This is a genomic window from Microbacterium sp. zg-Y1090 (assembly GCF_030246945.1).
Lineage (GTDB): Bacteria > Actinomycetota > Actinomycetes > Actinomycetales > Microbacteriaceae > Microbacterium > Microbacterium wangruii.
The window spans coordinates 67,756-83,565 of record NZ_CP126742.1 but is presented as its reverse complement, the minus strand read 5'-3'; the positions used below and the strand labels follow the sequence as shown (position 1 = coordinate 83,565).

Here is a 15,810-nt window from a genome sequence, read left to right as displayed (position 1 = left end):
GTCACGGTGCGACCCGCACCCCGTGGATCAATGGGCTGGTGCCGGGATCAGAAACCGCTGATCTCGGTCAGCCAGGTGTTCCAGGCGGTCTCCTTGTCCTCGAGACCGTCGAAGACACGGGTGATCGCGTTCTGCAGGGCGTCGTGGTACTGGAAGTACTTCTCACCCTTGTAGGTCGACACCTCGATCGCGTTCGCGCGGTCGATGCCGATCTGTCCGGTGGGAGCGCCGTTGAAGTACTCGTTGGTGTACGAGGTGACCGCGTCGCTGTCCTGCGCCTCGACCTGGCTCGGGAACGTGCCGGCGTTCTCGAAGGCCTTGATCTGGTTCTCCGGAGCGGTCAGCCAGTCGGCGAGCTTCTGGGCAGCCTCGGTGTTCTTGCCGTCGGCGGGGACGACGAGGTACGAGCCGCCCCAGTTGCCGCCACCCTCGGGGAAGGCGTTGGCGATGTCCCAGCCCTCGACCTCGGGCGCCTCACCGGCGATGATGCCGTGCATCCACGGCGGGCACAGCATGGCGGCGAACTCGCCACCGGCCATGGCCGCGTACCAGTCGTCGCTCCACTGACCGGCGAAGGCCGAGATCGGCAGGCCGTTGTCGATGACCTGGTCGTAGGCGGCGCGGATGTCGGGGTTCTCGGCGGCGATGATCGTGCCGTCCGGCTCCTCGTAGGCGAGCTCGAGCTGGTTGACGAAGCCCTGCAGCAGCGAGTTGGCCGAGTCGATGAACGGGGTGCCCGTCTTCTCGACGTACTCCGAACCCACCTGGAAGAACGCGTCCCAGGTCGGGAACAGCTCGGCGACCTCTGCGCGGTCGGTGGGAAGGCCGGCCGCCTCGAACAGGTCGGCGCGGTAGCAGATGCTCTGCGGGCCCATGTCGGTGCCGTAGGCCACGAGGTTGCCGTCGGCGTCGGTCGCGGCGGCCTCCTTCCAGTCCAGCCAGCGGCCCTTCAGGTCGTCGGGCACCGGAACGACGAGGTCGGAGTACTTCATCATCTCGGTGAACCAGTCCACCTCGACGGCCTCGACGTCGGCGAGACCGCCCTTGCCGAGCTTCTGGAAGAAGTTCGCGCGTGCGTCGTTGGACGTCGCCGCCTTGTTGTGGACGACCTTGATGCCGGTCTCCTCGGTGAACTCCGCGAGAAGCTCGTCCGAGTAGCCCATGTCGTTGAACGTCGCGAGCGTCAGGGTGGCGGTGGCGTCGCCATCGCCGTCGTTCGACGCGGCGTCGCCGCCACCGGCACAGCCGGCGAGGACGATTGCTGTGGTCGCGACGCCGGCCAGCAGGGCGGTGGTGCGTCGCAGTGCGCGTGTTTTCACGTGTCACTCCTTTGTGGTGGTGGTTCGTGCGGGACCCCGGCCGTCGCACCCTCCGGGTGGGAGCGCTCTCACCGGTTGCCAACAATGTATGGGATCGCTCCCACGAACGCAAAGGGAGCGCTCCCATTCTTTGTCACGGTTGGATAACGTGCCCGGAGACCGCCGCCCGAAGCGCTCGCCGTGCGCCAGATGAGGCGGGCCGCGCGCACCCATAGACTGGGACGGCACCCTTCCCGCGACATCCGGAGCCCGAACATGCCCACCATCGTCGTCGACGTCATGCCCAAGGCCGAGCTGCTGGACCCGCAGGGAAAGGCCGTCGCCGGTGCCCTCGACCGCCTCGGCATCGCCGGGTTCGGTGACGTGCGCATCGGCAAGCGCTTCGAGCTGACCGTCGACGGCGAGGTCACCGACGAGGTTCTCGCCACCGCGCGCCGTATCGCCGACGACATCCTGTCCAACGCCGTGATCGAGGACGTGGTGGGCATCGAGGTCGTCGAATGACCGTGCGCGTCGGCGTCATCACCTTTCCCGGCTCGCTCGACGACGGCGACGCCCGTCGCGCGATCGCCCTCGCCGGCGCCGAGCCCGTCGCGCTCTGGCACGGCTCGCACGACCTCGAAGGGGTCGACGCCCTCGTGCTGCCCGGCGGCTTCAGCTACGGCGACTACCTGCGCGCCGGGGCCATCGCCGCCCGCGCGCCGATCATGACCGAGGTGAAGGATGCCGCCGGTCGCGGCATGCCCGTGCTCGGCATCTGCAACGGGTTCCAGATGCTCGTCGAGGCGCACCTGCTGCCCGGCGGACTGATCCGCAACGCCCACCAGCAGTTCATCCGCCGCGACCAGCGGCTGCGCGTCGAGAACGCGTCGACCGCCTGGACGAGCGACTACGAGGCGGGGCAGGAGATCGTCATCCCGCTGAAGAACGCCGACGGCGGCTACATCGCCTCGGAGTCGGAGCTCGACCGGCTCGAAGGCGAGGGCCTCGTGGCCTTCCGCTACCTCGGGGTGAACCCCAACGGGTCGCTGCGCGACATCGCCGGCATCACCAACGAGCGCGGCAACGTCGTGGGGCTCATGCCGCACCCCGAGCACGCCGTCGAGCCCGGGTTCGGCCCGAACGCCCCTGAGGCGATGCGGTCGGGAGTGGACGGACTGGCCTTCTTCACCTCGGCGATCTCCGCCGTGGTGGGCGCCGCCGCCTGATCCGCGACCCGCACACGGGCCGCCCCCTCAGAGGGGTGGGTATCGTCGGAGCATGACCTCCGGCATCCACGATCTCGTCCTCAGCGTGCCCACCGAGCAGCTCGCCGCCGACCTGGAGCCGCTGCCCGACGGGGTCGAGGTGGTCGTGTGGGACATGACAGGCGATGCTCCGCGCGCGCACATCGACATCGTGGTGCCGCCGTACATGAACGGGGCCACGCCGTATGACGCGCTGGCGAGCGTCGGCCCGCGCCTCGTGCAGGGGCAGTCGATCGGGTACGAGGGGGTCGAGGACAAGCTTCCTTCCGGTCTCGTCTTCGCCAACGCCGCCACCGTGCACGAGACGTCGACGGCGGAGCTCGCCGTCGGGCTCATCCTCGCCGCGCAGCGCCACATCGACGACTTCGCCGTCGACACCCGCGCCGGCGTCTGGAAGCCGCAGTTCGCACAGAGCCTCGCCGACCGCCGGGTGCTGCTGATCGGCTACGGCGGCGTGGGCAAGGCGATCGCCGCCCGCCTGGCGCCTTTCGAGGCGGCGCTCACCGCCGTCGCGCGCAGCGCCCGCGACGAGGACGGCATGACCGTCCACGCGATCGACGAGCTCGACGCCCTGCTGGCCGACGCCGAGATCGTCGTGCTCAGCCTCCCGGGAGGGGAGGAGACCCGCGGCATCCTCGATGCCCGCACGCTCGCACTGCTGCCCGACCGCGCGCTGGTGGTCAACGTCGGCCGCGGCTCGCTCATCGACACCGACGCGCTCGTGGCCGAGGTGTCATCGGGTCGGCTGCGGGCGGCGCTGGACGTCGTCGACCCCGAGCCGCTGCCGGAGGGGCATCCGCTCTGGGGCACGCCGGGGGTGCTGATCAGCCCGCACGTCGGCGGCGCGTCGAGCGCCATGCGCCCGCGCATCGCCGCGTTGATCACACGCCAGGTCGAGCGGATGCTCGCGGGCGAGGAGCCGGCGAACGTCGTCGTCCGCAGCTGACGCCCCTCGCCCCGCCGCACACGCCCGCCCCATCTCCTACTCCCGTCACGTGGCGAGCAGCGGGGGCAGCGCGACGGCTCAGGCGGTGAAGACCGAGAAGACGTCGCCGACGGCCTCGCGGCCACCGAGTCCCTCGAGCTCCATCAGCACCGAGGTGCCCACGACCTTGCCGCCGAGCAGGCCGACGAGCTCGTGCGCGGCGACGAGCGTTCCGCCGGTGGCCAGCACGTCGTCGACCAGCAGCACGCGCGTGCCGTCGGCGATGTCGTCGTGCGCCTCGATCGTGGCGGTGCCGTACTCCAGCGCGTACGAGACGGATGCCGCCGGGCGCGGCAGCTTGCCCGCCTTGCGGATGGGGATGAGTCCGACCTCGGCGACGGTGGCCATGGCGCCGGCGAGCAGGAACCCGCGCGCCTCGATGCCGGCGACGACGTCGAACTCCCCCGCGAACGGCGCGATCAACGCATCCACGACGGTGCGCAGTGCCGCGGCATCCGCCAGCAGCGGCGTGATGTCACGGAAGAGCACCCCCGGCTGGGGGTAGTCGGGAATCGTGCGGATGAGCGAGTCGGCGCGCACGAGGGCGGTGTCGGGTTGGGGGATCACCGGCCGATTCTACCGGCGGCACCCGCGTCGTTCCTGGGAGGGGCGCATTCGCGGCCCGCGACTGCAAGCGCTTGCAGTACCATGCTGTCATGACTCTTCCCGACACCCTCCCCGGCGCCGCCGCTGCGGACTCCCGCCCCGGCTCCCAGTGGTGGCGCACCGCCGTCATCTACCAGATCTACCCCCGCTCGTTCGCCGACGCCTCGGGCGACGGCGTGGGCGACCTGCCCGGCGTGACTTCCCACATCGACGACCTGAAGTCGCTGGGCATCGACGCGATCTGGCTGAGCCCCTTCCAGCGCTCCCCGCAGAAGGATGCCGGCTACGACGTGTCCGACTACTGCGACGTCGACCCGCTGTTCGGCACGCTGGCCGACTTCGACGACCTGATCGAGGCGGCGCACGCCCGCGGCATCCGCATCATCGCGGACCTGGTGCCGAACCACTCGTCCGACCAGCACGTGTGGTTCCAGGAGGCGCTGGCCGCCGCGCCGGGCAGCCCCGAGCGCGCCCGCTACATCTTCCGCGACGGCAAGGGCGACAACGGCGAGCTGCCCCCGAACAACTGGGAGTCCGTCTTCGGCGGCCCGGCCTGGACCCGGGTGACCGAGCCCGACGGCACCCCCGGCCAGTGGTACCTACATCTGTTCGACTCGTCGCAGCCCGACTTCGACTGGTCCAACCCGGTCGTGCACGAGGAGTTCCGCCGCATCCTGCGGTTCTGGCTCGACCGTGGCGTCGACGGCTTCCGCGTCGACGTGGCCCACGGCCTGGTGAAGGCCCCGGGCCTGCCCGACTACACCCCCGACCCGGAGGCCGGCTCCATGGGCGGCGACGCCGCCGACGTGCCGTACTGGGGCCAGGAGGGCGTGCACGACATCTACCGCGAATGGAACCGCGTGCTCGCCGAGTACGACGGCGACCGGGCGCTCTGCGCCGAGGCGTGGCTGCCGACGGTCGACATGACCGCCAAGTGGGTACGCCCCGACGAGATGCACCAGGCGTTCAACTTCGCCTACCTCGAGACGCCGTGGGACGCCGCCGAGCTGCGCACCGTCATCGACGAGTCGCTGCGCGCCTACCCCGCGGTGGGAGCCCCCAGCACCTGGGTGCTGTCGAACCACGACGTGGTGCGCCACGCCTCGCGCCTCGCGCTCACGGCCGAGAACCCGCAGGGCCACGGCATCGGGCCGGACTCGCCCGGAAAGCCCGAGCCCGTGCTCGGCCTGCGCCGTGCGCGCGCGGCATCCGCCGTCATGCTCGCCCTCCCCGGATCGGCCTACATCTACCAGGGTGAGGAGCTCGGGCTTCCCGAGGTCATCGACCTGCCCGGCGACGCCCGCCAGGACCCGACCTGGTTCCGCACCGAGGGCGAGCGCTACGGCCGCGACGGATGCCGCGTGCCGATTCCGTGGGAGGCCGACGCCCCCGCCTACGGCTTCAGCCCCACCGGCCAGTCGTGGCTGCCGCAGCCGGCCGAGTGGGCGACCCTCGCGCGCGCTGCGCAGGTCGACGACGCGACCTCCACGCTGTCGCTGTACCGCACCCTGCTCGCCGAGCGCCGCGCGCACGGCCTGGGAGCGGGCACGCTGCGCTGGATCGACGGCTTCGGCGACGACGTGCTGGCCTTCACCAACGGCGACGTCACGGTGCTGTCGAACATCGGCTCCGAGCCGGTGGCACTGCCCGCCGGTGACGTGCTGGTCGCGAGCGAGCCGCTGACCGACGGCATGCTGCCCGCCGACGTCACCGTGTGGCTGCGCACGGTCTGATCGACGCGACGGGAGACCCCACGCCATGGTGAGCATCGATGAGGTGGCACGCGCGGCGGGGGTCTCCACTGCGACGGTGTCGCGCGCGCTGAGCGGGCGGGGGCAGGTATCGGCCGGCACCCGCTCGCGCGTGCTCGACACCGCCGCGGCGCTGGGCTACGTCGTGTCGGCACCGGCATCGAGCCTCGCGTCGGGGCGCGCCCGCAACATCGGCGTGCTGCTGCCGGTGGTCGACCGGTGGTACTTCTCGACGGTGCTGGCCGGCATCGCATCGGGCCTGCAGAGCGCCGGCTACGACATCACCCTCTACGCGCTGACCGAGGATCCCACGGAGCGTGCGGCGGTGTTCGAGACGTTCCTGCGCCGCCGCCGCGTGGACGGCGTCATCGCCATCGCCATGTCGCTGGACACCGCCGAGGCCGACCGCCTCGCCGCGCTCGGCATGCCGGTCGTGGCCCTGGGCGCGGAGCACCGCCAGCTCCCCAGCCTGGCGGTCGACGACATCGCGGTCGCGAAGCTCGCGACCGCGCACCTCGCCGACCTGGGGCACCGGGAGCTGGCGCACATCGGCATCCTGCACGACGTCGACGACGGCACCGAGCGGGAGCACATCCCCTCGCTGCGGCGGCGGGGCTTCGAGCTGGCATTGGATGCCGCCGGCATCCCCCGCGCCGCCGCCCGCCACGCAGCGGCGGACTTCACGATCGAGGGCGGCCATGCGGCGGCCATGCGACTGCTGACGAGCGACGCCCCGCCCACCGCGGTCTTCGCCGCCTCGGACGAGATGGCGTTCGGCGCGCTGATCGCCGCGCGCGACCTGGGGCTGTCGGTGCCCGGCGACCTGTCGATCGTCGGTGTGGACGGCCACGAGCTGAGCGGCTTCTTCGGGCTCACGACGGTGGACCAGTTCCCGCACGACCAGGGACTGCGCGCGGCGAGAGAGGTGCTCGCCGCCCTCGGCGAGCGCGCCGAGGGCGAGGGCGGCGGGGGCGGCGCTGCCGGCGCCGAGGCCTTCGGGTCGCTCGCTTCCCTGCCGTTCGAGCTGGTGGTGCGCGCCTCCACGGGCGCGCCGACGCCCCGCTGACGGTCGCGCGACCGCACCGGGGATGCGGCAGCGATCGTCCGTCGCGGGCAGCCGCAGCCGTCCGCGTAGGCTCTGGCCATGAGCATCGACCTCGAAGCGCTGTACATCGACCTGCACCGGCATCCCGAGCTCTCGTTCCAGGAGACCCGCACCGCCGGGGTCGTCACACGGACGCTGCAGGAGCTCGGCATCCCGTTCGAGGAGGGGATCGGCAAGACCGGCGTCGCGGCGGTCATCCGCAACGGCGAGGGCCCCGTCGTGTGGCTGCGCGCCGACATGGACGCCCTGCCCGTCGAAGAGCGCACGGGCGTGCCCTACGCCAGCACCGCGCGCGGCATCGACCCCGCGGGGCAGGATGTGCCGGTCATGCACGCCTGCGGCCACGACATGCACGTCACCGCGCTGCTCGGCGCCCTCGAACGGCTGCACGCGACGACGGATGCCTGGTCGGGCACCGTGGTGGCGGTCTTCCAGCCCGCCGAGGAGTATGGCGCCGGTTCACGTGCGATGATCTCCGACGGCGTGCTCGACCGCTTCCCGCGCCCCGACATCGTGCTCGGCCAGCACCTCACCCCGCTGCCGGCGGGACTCATCGGGGTGCGCAGCGGCACGCAGATGGCCGCGTCCGATGGACTGAGCGTGACGCTGCTCGGCCGCGGCGGCCACGGGTCGCGTCCGCACGCCACGATCGACCCCGTCGTCATGGCGGCCGCCACGGTGATGCGCCTGCAGACGATCGTGTCGCGCGAGATCGACCCGCGCGACATGGCGGTCGTCACGGTCGGCGCCATCCACGCCGGGCTGAAGAACAACATCATCCCCGCCGAGGCGCGTCTCGAGCTGAGCCTGCGCTACACCGACGAGGCGGCCCGCGAGCGCGTCATGGCCAAGGTCGAGCGGGTCGTCCGCGCCGAGGCCGAGGCGTCCGGCGCAGAGGAGCCGCCGGTGATCTCGATCGCCCACACGCTGCCGCCGACCATCAACGACGCGGATGCCACTGCCCGTCTGGTCTCCGCGTTCGAGCGCAGCTTCGGCGAGGGCGCCGTGGTCGACCCCGGCATGTTCACCGGCAGCGAGGACGTGTCGTGGTTCGCCCGCGACGGCGGCGCTGCGCTGGTGTTCTGGTTCTGGGGCGGCGTCGACCCCGAGGCGTATGCAGCCGCGGCCGCCGCCGGCACGATCGACGCGGACATCCCCACGAACCACTCGCCGTTCTTCGCGCCGGTGCTTCACCCCACCATCGAGCGCGGCGTCGAGAACCTGGTGGTGGCGGCGCGGGAGTTCCTCGGCTGACGCACGTCCTGGCATCCGCGCCCCGGAATCCCCCGCCCCGGCATCCCTCACCACCGCATTCGGGCAGATCTCCTCGTTTCGGGCGACCCGGATATGCCCGCGCCCCGGCGCCCCACCAGGAGCCGCCCGACCGGAGGGGGCTCCGCCCGACACGACCGGAGATGCGGGGCCGGGTGGGTCCGCACCGCGCGGTCCGAGCCCGTCGGACACCTCGGGCCCCGCGCAGGCTGGGCGGCGTAGCCTGGAAGGGTGAGTGCCCCCATCGCATCCGACCCCGCCCGGGTCGTCGACGCCGCCGCGTTGCGCGCGGACTTCCCGATCCTCGACCAGAGCGTCAACGGGGAGTCGCTGGTGTACCTCGACTCCGGAGCGACGAGTCAGAAGCCGCAGGTGGTGCTCGACACCGAGATCGACTTCCTCACCCGCGCCAACTCGGCCGTGCACCGCGGCGCCCACACCCTCGCCGCCGAGGCGACGGAGCTGTTCGAGGATGCCCGCGAGACCGTCGCCGGTTTCGTCGGCGCCGAGCCCGAGAACCTCGTCTGGGCCAGCGGCGCGACCCTCGCCCTGAACCTCGTCGCCTATGCGATCGACAACGCCACCGCCGGCCGGGGCGCCCCGGCATCCGCCCGCTTCGCCCTGCGCGCCGGCGACGAGATCGTCGTGACCGAGGCGGAGCACCACGCCAACCTCATCCCGTGGCAGGAGCTCGCCGCCCGCACCGGCGCGGTGCTGCGCCACATCCCGGTGCGCGATGACGGCACCCTCGACATGGATGCCGCGGCGGCGCTCATCGGCGAGCGCACCAAGGTCGTGGCGTTCACGCACGTGTCGAACGTGCTCGGCATCGTCAACCCGGTGGCCGATCTCGTCGCGCTCGCCCGTGCCGTGGGCGCGCTCACGGTGATGGATGCCTGCCAGTCGGTGCCGCACCTCGCCGTGGACCTGCCCGCCCTGGGCGTCGACCTCGCGGCCTTCTCGGGCCACAAGATGCTCGGCCCCTACGGCGTCGGCGGGCTCTACGGACGCACCGAGGTGCTCGAGGCGCTGCCCCCGTTCCTCACCGGCGGCTCGATGGTCACCACCGTCACCCTCGACGAGGCGGGGTTCCTGCCCGCACCGCAGAAGTTCGAGGCGGGCACGCAGCCCGTCTCGCAGGCCATCGCGCTGGCTGCGGCGGCCCGCTACCTCGACGGCATCGGCACGGATGCCGTGCACGCGCACGAGCGCGAGATCGGTCGGCGCCTGCTCACCGGGCTCGACGCCATCGACGGCGTGCGGGTGCTGGGCGACCCGGGCGCCGACGTCGACCGGGTGGGGCTGGCGTCGTTCGACGTCGCCGGCGTGCACGCGCACGACGTCGGGCAGTTCCTGGATGCCCGGGGCATCGCCGTGCGGGTCGGGCACCACTGCGCCAAGCCGCTGCACGCCCGGTTCGGCCTGACCGCGTCGGTGCGCGCGTCGGCCTCGGTGTTCACGACAGACGACGACATCGACCGCTTCCTCGACGCCGTCGCGGGCGTGCGGTCGTACTTCGGCGCGGAAGGAGCCACGGCATGAGCGCCCTCGAATCGCTGTACCAGGAGCTGATCCTCGATCACTCCAAGCACCCGCACGCCCGCGGGCTCGCCTCGGAGGAGGGGCGCACCGCCACCTCGCACCAGCACAACCCGATCTGCGGTGACGACATCACCCTGCGCGCCCGGGTGTCCGACGACGGCGAGACGCTCACCTCGGTGACGTGGGAGGGCGCCGGCTGCTCGATCTCGCAGGCGTCGGCATCCATGCTGGCCTCCCTCGTCGACGACCGCATCGAGGCCGGCGACCCCCTGAGCCGGCAGGAGGCCATCGACCTGATCGGCGGGTTCCGCGAGGTGCTGCGCTCGCGGGGCAAGCAGGAGCTCGACGAAGACGTCTACGGCGACGCCACGGCGCTGTCGGGAGTGTCGAAGTTCACCGCACGCGTGAAGTGCGCGATGCTCGCATGGGTCGCGCTCGAGGACGCCCTGCCCCGCGCCTGAGTCGTCCGCCACGGCGGGCGTCACGCCCGACGCCAGCGCCGCGTCAGCGCACGGGGATGTCGGTGGCGAGCACCGACTCCAGTCGCGCGTAGCTGTCCTCCATGCCGTCGGCCATGCCGGTCGCGAGGATCTCGTCCCGCGTCGCCCGGTCGGGGTACTCCAGCAGCAGCGTGAGAAGCGTCGCCCCGTCCTCTTCGTCGAGGTTCAGGTCGTTGATGACGTCGGGGCCCTCGGTGCCGATCATGCGCTCGGTGGTGACCTCGCGGCGCGGCGGCTGCGACAGCAGGGTGCGGCCCTCGAAGCCGAAGCGCGTCTCGGGTCTGCCGTCCTGCTCGGGCTCGTGGTGCGCGCGCCAGACGAGGTCCCGCGAGCCCTCGATCAGCCGGGTGATCCGCACGTGGACGTCGTCGAGCAGCTCCACCTGCGTTCCCTTGCCCTGCGCGTACTCCCGCAGACCGAGCAGCACCCGGTCGAGCTGGTTCATCGCCATCGTGGAACCCTCGATCGCGCCCATCGCGACCACGGCGTCGAGGGCGTCGGCGGAGCCCAGAAGCGCTCGAGCTCGCGCGGGTCGGTGAACGCATGCCACAGGCGCTCGACAGGGGCGGCGAAGTCGGCGATGAGGGTCATCGTGAGGGCTTCGGGGTCGGTCGTGACTTCGGTGACGGGCATGTCACCCTCCTTGCGTGTTCTGTGGCGGGGCCGGCGCGGCCAGAAGGTCGTCCAGCCGATCGATGCGTGCGCGCCAGAGGGCTTCGTAGGCAGCCAGGAGGGTGCGGGCTCGGGCGATCATGTCCGGATCCGCCCGCACCAGCCGCTCGCGGCCCTCAGCGCGCTTGATGATGAGTCCGGCCGCCTCGAGCACGGCGACGTGCTTCTGCACTGCCGCGAACGACATGTCGTACCCGGCCGCGAGGGCCGAGACGGACTGCTCGCTCTCGAGCGTGCGCCGCAGGATGTCACGGCGCGTGGCTGCCGCCAGCGCGTGGAAGACGCGGTCGGTCTCGTCATCAGTGAGTTCCATTCGTACAACCATTTGGTTGCACGTTACGACCGGCCGGCTGGTTCGTCAAGACCTGCTCTTCCGCCACCACCGCCACGCAGCGCAACGAGGCCGGGGGTGAGCCCCCGGCCTCGTCTGCCTGACCGCCGCTGGTCAGGAAGCGGGGACCAGCACCCGGTCGATCGTGTGGATGACGCCGTTCGTGGCCGGGATGTTGATCGCCCAGAGCACCAGACGCGGGTCCTTGAGCGACGGGGTCTCGTCACGCAGCGTGGTGGCCCGCGGCTGGATGGTGCCGCCGTTGGCCATGGTCAGGTTGCGCGAGAGCAGCACCTGCAGGGGTCCGAGCTTCTTGCCCGGCACCACGTGGTACAGCAGGATGTTCGAGATCTGCTCCGCCGAGAACGTCGAGGTGATCGTGGTGAGCGCCGCGGCCTCCGACGCCGGGGCGGCACCGGTGAGGTCGGTGACGAGGCGCAGGAAAGCCTGGTCGTTGGGCGCGAACACCGTGAAGGTGGTGCTCGTGTCGGCGAGGGTGGCATCGAGCCCGGTGGCGACGAGCGCCTGCACCAGCAGGTCGTAGTCGCGGCCGTTGCTGTCCGGTGTTCCGCCGCCCGATGCGGCGACAGCCACATCGACGATCGACCCGGTCGGCTTCGCGCCGCCGTATGCCGACGCCGGCGAGGCTGTCAGCGTGAGCGCTGCGGCGACGATCGCCACGACGCCGATGGAGAGCTTCCGGTTCATCTTCCTGCTCCTTCGGTGAGAAGAGTCACGCTCGGCGACAGCCGTCGGGCGCCAGAAAGGTATTCCGGTCGAGCACGCCGTTTGGATGCAGCACGGCCACGCGGTGATGTGGCTGCTCACACGGCGAGGGGAAGTGCCCGGGGGCGGCGCGACTGCGCCGCCCCCGGGTGAGCCTCAGTCGAACGTCGCGACCAGACGCCCCTTCACCTCGCCGCGGTGCAGGCGCTGCAGCCCTTCGCCGATCTCGTCGAAGCGGATCGTCGTGGCCTCCGGCTTCAGCTGCCCCGTCTTCATGTACTCGTAGACGCCGGCGATGTCCTCCTTGGTGCCGCCGTTGGAGCCCCGCAGGATGCACTGGCTGAGGATGAGCGACTTCGTGCTGATGGTCGCCTCGAGCCGCCCCATGCCCACGACGACGACGGTGCCGTCCCGACGGATCGCGTCGACCGCCTGGGCGGTGGTCGTGCCGAATCCGGCGAAGTCGACGATCACGTCGAACACGACACCGTCGAAGTCGGCGATGGATGCCGCGACGCCCGCCGCGCCGATCTCCTCGGCCAGCGGCCAGACCGCCTCGTTGACCTCGGCGACGTACACCGTGGCACCGGCGAGCACCGCCACGCGGGCGCCGATCTGGCCGAGGCCGCCCAGGCCGATGATGCCGACGGTGTCTCCCGCCTTCACCCCGCCGTTGGTGATGACGGCGGCGTGGGAGGTCATGCCGGCATCCGTCGCCGCCGCGCCGTAGACGTCGTCGACCTCATCGGGGATCGGCACGAGCGCCTCGGCGGCGACGGCCATCTTCTCGGCGAACCCGCCGTCGTAGCCGTAACCGGGCGCTCCGGCGGCCGTGGTCGGGCACACGGCGACGCGGTCTCCCACGGCGTAGCCGGTCACCCCCTCGCCCAGCGCCTCGATGACGCCGGCGTTCTCGTGGCCGAGCGTGATCGGCAGCTTCGCCAGCATCGAGAGCCAGCCCTCGTCCCCGAGCACCCCCACGTCGGAGTGGCAGAGGCCCGCCGCCGTCATCTTCAGCAGCACCTCACCCGGCCCCGCGGTCGGCTCGGGCACCTCGTTCAGCACGAGGGGTTCATGGGTTCCGGTGAACTGCCAGGCTTTCATGGCTGCTCCTTCATGTTCGCGTCCCTTTCGGGCTTGCCTTCACGCTACGCAGAGCCCGGGTAGGGGGCTGCGATGGGCACCGGGGAAAAGCACCGGGAGACTAGGATGGACCCCGTCCGGCATCCCCTCGTCTTCTGGAGTCCAGCCGCGTGACCACGCCCTCTTCGACCTCTGTCGCCGATACCGTCGAGAACGCGGTCGCCACCCCCGACAGGGAGCAGCCGTACGCCGCTCTCGGGCTGAAGCCCGACGAGTACGCGAAGATCCGCGAGATCCTCGGCCGCCGCCCCACCTCGGGCGAGCTGGCGATGTACTCCGTCATGTGGAGCGAGCACTGCTCCTACAAGTCGAGCAAGATCTACCTGCGCCGCTTCGGCGAGAAGGTCTCCGACGAGATGAAGACCCGCCTCATGGTGGGCATGGGTCAGAACGCCGGCGTCGTCGACGTGGGCGAAGGCTGGGCGGTGACCTTCAAGGTCGAGTCCCACAACCACCCCAGCTACATCGAGCCCTTCCAGGGCGCCGCCACCGGCGTCGGCGGCATCGTGCGCGACATCATCTCGATGGGCGCGCGGCCGGTCGCCGTCATGGACCAGCTGCGCTTCGGCGCCGTCGAGAACCCCGACACCGCCCGTGTCGTGCACGGCGTCGTGTCGGGCATCTCGTTCTACGGCAACTGCCTGGGCCTGCCGAACATCGGCGGCGAGACGGTCTTCGACGCCGTCTACCAGGGCAACCCCCTCGTGAACGCCCTCGCCGTCGGCGTGCTGCGCCACGAGGACCTCAAGCTCGCCAACGCGTCCGGCCCCGGCAACAAGGTCGTGCTCTTCGGCGCCCGCACCGGCGGTGACGGCATCGGCGGAGCCTCGATCCTGGCATCCGACACCTTCGCCGACGGCGGACCCACCAAGCGCCCCGCGGTGCAGGTCGGCGACCCCTTCGCCGAGAAGGTGCTCATCGAGTGCTGCCTGGAGCTGTACCGGGGCGAGCTCGTCGAGGCGATCCAGGACCTCGGCGCCGCCGGCATCTCCTGCGCCACGAGCGAGCTGGCCGCCAACGGCGGGTCGGGCATGCGCGTGGATCTGGAGAACGTGCTGCTGCGCGACCCCACGCTCACGCCCGAGGAGATCCTCATGAGCGAGAGCCAGGAGCGCATGATGGCGATCGTCGCGCCGGAGAAGCTCGACGCGTTCCTCGCCGTCACGGGCAAGTGGGACGTGGAGACCAGCGTGCTGGGCGAGGTCACCGGCGACGGCCGGCTGCAGATCTTCTGGCACGGCGAGGAGATCGTCAACGTCGATCCCTCGACGGTCGCCGTCGACGGGCCCGTCTACGACCGCCCCGTGGCCTACCCCACCTGGATCGACGCGCTCCGCGAAGACTCCGCCTCGGCCCTGCCGCGCACCGACGACCCCGAAGAGCTGCGCCGGCAGTTCCTGACGCTCGTCGCGAGCCCCAACCTCGCCGACACGTCGTGGGTGACCAACCAGTACGACTACTACGTGATGGGCAACACCGCGCTGAGCTTCCCCGACGACGCCGGCATGATCCGCGTCGATGAGGAGTCGGGCCTGGGCTTCGCCATCGCCACCGACTGCAACAGCCGCTTCTGCCAGCTCGACCCCTACGAAGGCGCGAAGCTCGCCCTCGCCGAGGCGTACCGCAACGTCGCCGTCACCGGCGCCGTTCCCACCGCGGTGACCGATTGCCTCAACTTCGGCAGCCCCGAGAACCCCGAGGTCATGTGGCAGTTCTCGCAGACCGTCGACGGGCTCTCCGACGCCTGCCTCGAGCTCGGCGTGCCCGTCACCGGCGGCAACGTGTCGTTTTACAACCAGACCGGCGACACCCCCATCTACCCGACCCCGGTCGTGGGCGTGCTCGGCATCATCGACGACGTCGCCCGGCGCATCCCGAGCGGCTGGCAGGATGCCGGCGAGAACATCTACCTCCTCGGCGTCACCGCCACCGAGCTGAGCGGCTCGCAGTGGGCGGGCACGATCCACGGGCACCTGGGCGGCCGTCCGCCGAAGGTCGACCTCGCCGCCGAGAAGCGCCTGGCCGACCTGCTGCACGCGGCATCCCTGCAGTCGCTGGTCTCCAGCGCCCACGACGTCTCGGGCGGCGGTCTCGCCCAGACGCTCGCCGAGGGCGTCATGCGCTTCGGCGTCGGCGCCCGCGTGTGGCTGCGGGAGATCATGGAGCGCGACGGGGTGGATGCCGCGACCGCGCTGTTCTCCGAGTCGACCGGCCGCGTCGTGGTGACCGTGCCGCGTGAGGACGACGTGAAGTTCCGCGGCCTGTGCGACGGCCGGGGCTACCCGGTGCTGCGCATCGGCGTGACCGACGCCCCCGGCGACGGCGACGAGCCGGCCCTCGAGGTGCAGGATGTGTTCACCGTGACGGCGAGCGACCTGCGCGCGGTATCGCAGGCGACGCTGCCGGCCCTCTTCGGTGCGACGGTGGCCGAGCCGGCCGCGGCGACGGCGACGGAGGACCGGGCATGAGCGACGACGACTACGGCTCGTTCGGCCAGGGCCGTCAGCGCCGCATGAAGATCGTGGCGTGGATCGTGATCGGCGCGCTGATCCTCGTCGGCGGCGGATCGACCGTCATCGCCCTGCTCTTCGGCTGAGCAGGGCGCTCGGCG

General features: G+C 71.4%; 15 protein-coding genes and 1 pseudogene. 10 read left to right on the top strand and 6 right to left on the bottom strand.

All coding sequences use genetic code 11. The features are described from left to right. Positions 1-47 precede the first annotated feature (47 nt). Positions 48-1,319: an ABC transporter substrate-binding protein gene (locus QNO26_RS00395; RefSeq protein ID WP_257532665.1), complete on the bottom strand. Its 1,272-nt coding sequence runs from the start codon at positions 1,317-1,319 to the stop codon at positions 48-50. A gap of 255 nt (positions 1,320-1,574) precedes the next feature. Between QNO26_RS00395 and purS the strand changes: the two genes are divergently transcribed. The 3 genes from purS to QNO26_RS00380 are packed head-to-tail and all read left to right on the top strand — an operon-like array spanning position 1,575 to position 3,512. Further along, positions 1,575-1,823: a phosphoribosylformylglycinamidine synthase subunit PurS gene (purS, locus tag QNO26_RS00390; protein ID WP_257532663.1), complete on the top strand. Its 249-nt coding sequence runs from the start codon at positions 1,575-1,577 to the stop codon at positions 1,821-1,823. 2 nt (positions 1,824-1,825) lie between these two features. Then, on the top strand, positions 1,826-2,527 hold the full coding sequence (gene purQ / locus QNO26_RS00385) for a phosphoribosylformylglycinamidine synthase subunit PurQ (RefSeq protein ID WP_257532751.1): 702 nt from the start codon (positions 1,826-1,828) through the stop codon (positions 2,525-2,527). Positions 2,528-2,579: 52 nt separating this feature from the next. After that, positions 2,580-3,512 carry a 2-hydroxyacid dehydrogenase gene (locus QNO26_RS00380; RefSeq protein ID WP_257532661.1) on the top strand — a complete coding sequence of 311 codons (933 nt, stop codon included), beginning with the start codon at positions 2,580-2,582 and terminating at the stop codon, positions 3,510-3,512. 78 nt (positions 3,513-3,590) lie between these two features. On the opposite strand, the gene QNO26_RS00375 is transcribed toward QNO26_RS00380, so the two are convergent. After that, entirely contained in the window at positions 3,591-4,118 is a 528-nt protein-coding gene (locus tag QNO26_RS00375; RefSeq protein WP_257532659.1) for an adenine phosphoribosyltransferase, read from the bottom strand. A gap of 89 nt (positions 4,119-4,207) precedes the next feature. Between QNO26_RS00375 and QNO26_RS00370 the strand changes: the two genes are divergently transcribed. The 5 genes from QNO26_RS00370 to sufU all read left to right on the top strand — a co-directional run bounded on the left by QNO26_RS00370 (position 4,208) and on the right by sufU (position 10,288). Next, a complete protein-coding gene (locus QNO26_RS00370; RefSeq protein ID WP_257532657.1) occupies positions 4,208-5,890 on the top strand; it encodes a glycoside hydrolase family 13 protein in 1,683 nt (560 codons plus the stop codon). Between the two features lie 25 nt (positions 5,891-5,915). Continuing rightward, complete coding sequence (locus QNO26_RS00365) at positions 5,916-6,974, top strand: LacI family DNA-binding transcriptional regulator (RefSeq protein ID WP_257532655.1); 1,059 nt, start codon at positions 5,916-5,918, stop codon at positions 6,972-6,974. A 78-nt stretch (positions 6,975-7,052) separates the two neighbouring features. Beyond that, positions 7,053-8,267 carry an amidohydrolase gene (locus QNO26_RS00360; protein WP_257532653.1) on the top strand — a complete coding sequence of 405 codons (1,215 nt, stop codon included), beginning with the start codon at positions 7,053-7,055 and terminating at the stop codon, positions 8,265-8,267. Between the two features lie 249 nt (positions 8,268-8,516). After that, entirely contained in the window at positions 8,517-9,827 is a 1,311-nt protein-coding gene (locus QNO26_RS00355; RefSeq protein ID WP_257638582.1) for an aminotransferase class V-fold PLP-dependent enzyme, read from the top strand. Beyond that, positions 9,824-10,288 (top strand): Fe-S cluster assembly sulfur transfer protein SufU, encoded by a 465-nt coding sequence (gene sufU, locus QNO26_RS00350; protein ID WP_257532650.1) that lies wholly within the window; start codon positions 9,824-9,826, stop codon positions 10,286-10,288. The genes QNO26_RS00355 and sufU overlap by 4 nt, the downstream gene beginning before the upstream one ends. Positions 10,289-10,331: 43 nt before the next feature. Here sufU and QNO26_RS00345 read toward each other — a convergent pair. The 4 genes and pseudogenes from QNO26_RS00345 to QNO26_RS00330 all read right to left on the bottom strand — a co-directional run bounded on the left by QNO26_RS00345 (position 10,332) and on the right by QNO26_RS00330 (position 13,160). Then, positions 10,332-10,960 (bottom strand): annotated as a pseudogene (locus QNO26_RS00345) (SRPBCC domain-containing protein). A 1-nt stretch (position 10,961) separates the two neighbouring features. Then, entirely contained in the window at positions 10,962-11,324 is a 363-nt protein-coding gene (locus tag QNO26_RS00340; protein ID WP_257532648.1) for an ArsR/SmtB family transcription factor, read from the bottom strand. Positions 11,325-11,444: 120 nt separating this feature from the next. Then, positions 11,445-12,038: a fasciclin domain-containing protein gene (locus tag QNO26_RS00335; protein WP_257532647.1), complete on the bottom strand. Its 594-nt coding sequence runs from the start codon at positions 12,036-12,038 to the stop codon at positions 11,445-11,447. A 174-nt stretch (positions 12,039-12,212) separates the two neighbouring features. Then, on the bottom strand, positions 12,213-13,160 hold the full coding sequence (locus tag QNO26_RS00330; protein WP_257532645.1) for a zinc-binding dehydrogenase: 948 nt from the start codon (positions 13,158-13,160) through the stop codon (positions 12,213-12,215). 149 nt (positions 13,161-13,309) lie between these two features. Here QNO26_RS00330 and purL point away from each other — a divergent pair, with 149 nt between their 5' ends. Both purL and QNO26_RS00320 read left to right on the top strand, forming a co-directional pair. Next, positions 13,310-15,667, top strand: a complete 2,358-nt coding sequence (gene purL / locus QNO26_RS00325; RefSeq protein WP_257532643.1) for a phosphoribosylformylglycinamidine synthase subunit PurL — start codon at positions 13,310-13,312, stop codon at positions 15,665-15,667. Further along, positions 15,664-15,795: a hypothetical protein gene (locus QNO26_RS00320; protein WP_257532640.1), complete on the top strand. Its 132-nt coding sequence runs from the start codon at positions 15,664-15,666 to the stop codon at positions 15,793-15,795. Before purL ends, QNO26_RS00320 begins: the two co-directional genes overlap by 4 nt. Positions 15,796-15,810: the final 15 nt, after the last annotated feature.

Coding starts and splice junctions, on each gene's coding strand:
- QNO26_RS00335 (WP_257532647.1), bottom strand. CDS start 12,038: ATGAACCGGAAGCTCTCCATCGGCGTCGTGGCGATCGTCGCCGCAGCG.
- QNO26_RS00330 (WP_257532645.1), bottom strand. CDS start 13,160: ATGAAAGCCTGGCAGTTCACCGGAACCCATGAACCCCTCGTGCTGAAC.
- purS (WP_257532663.1), top strand. CDS start 1,575: ATGCCCACCATCGTCGTCGACGTCATGCCCAAGGCCGAGCTGCTGGAC.
- QNO26_RS00365 (WP_257532655.1), top strand. CDS start 5,916: ATGGTGAGCATCGATGAGGTGGCACGCGCGGCGGGGGTCTCCACTGCG.
- QNO26_RS00360 (WP_257532653.1), top strand. CDS start 7,053: ATGAGCATCGACCTCGAAGCGCTGTACATCGACCTGCACCGGCATCCC.
- sufU (WP_257532650.1), top strand. CDS start 9,824: ATGAGCGCCCTCGAATCGCTGTACCAGGAGCTGATCCTCGATCACTCC.
- QNO26_RS00380 (WP_257532661.1), top strand. CDS start 2,580: ATGACCTCCGGCATCCACGATCTCGTCCTCAGCGTGCCCACCGAGCAG.
- QNO26_RS00320 (WP_257532640.1), top strand. CDS start 15,664: ATGAGCGACGACGACTACGGCTCGTTCGGCCAGGGCCGTCAGCGCCGC.
- QNO26_RS00370 (WP_257532657.1), top strand. CDS start 4,208: ATGACTCTTCCCGACACCCTCCCCGGCGCCGCCGCTGCGGACTCCCGC.
- QNO26_RS00340 (WP_257532648.1), bottom strand. CDS start 11,324: ATGGTTGTACGAATGGAACTCACTGATGACGAGACCGACCGCGTCTTC.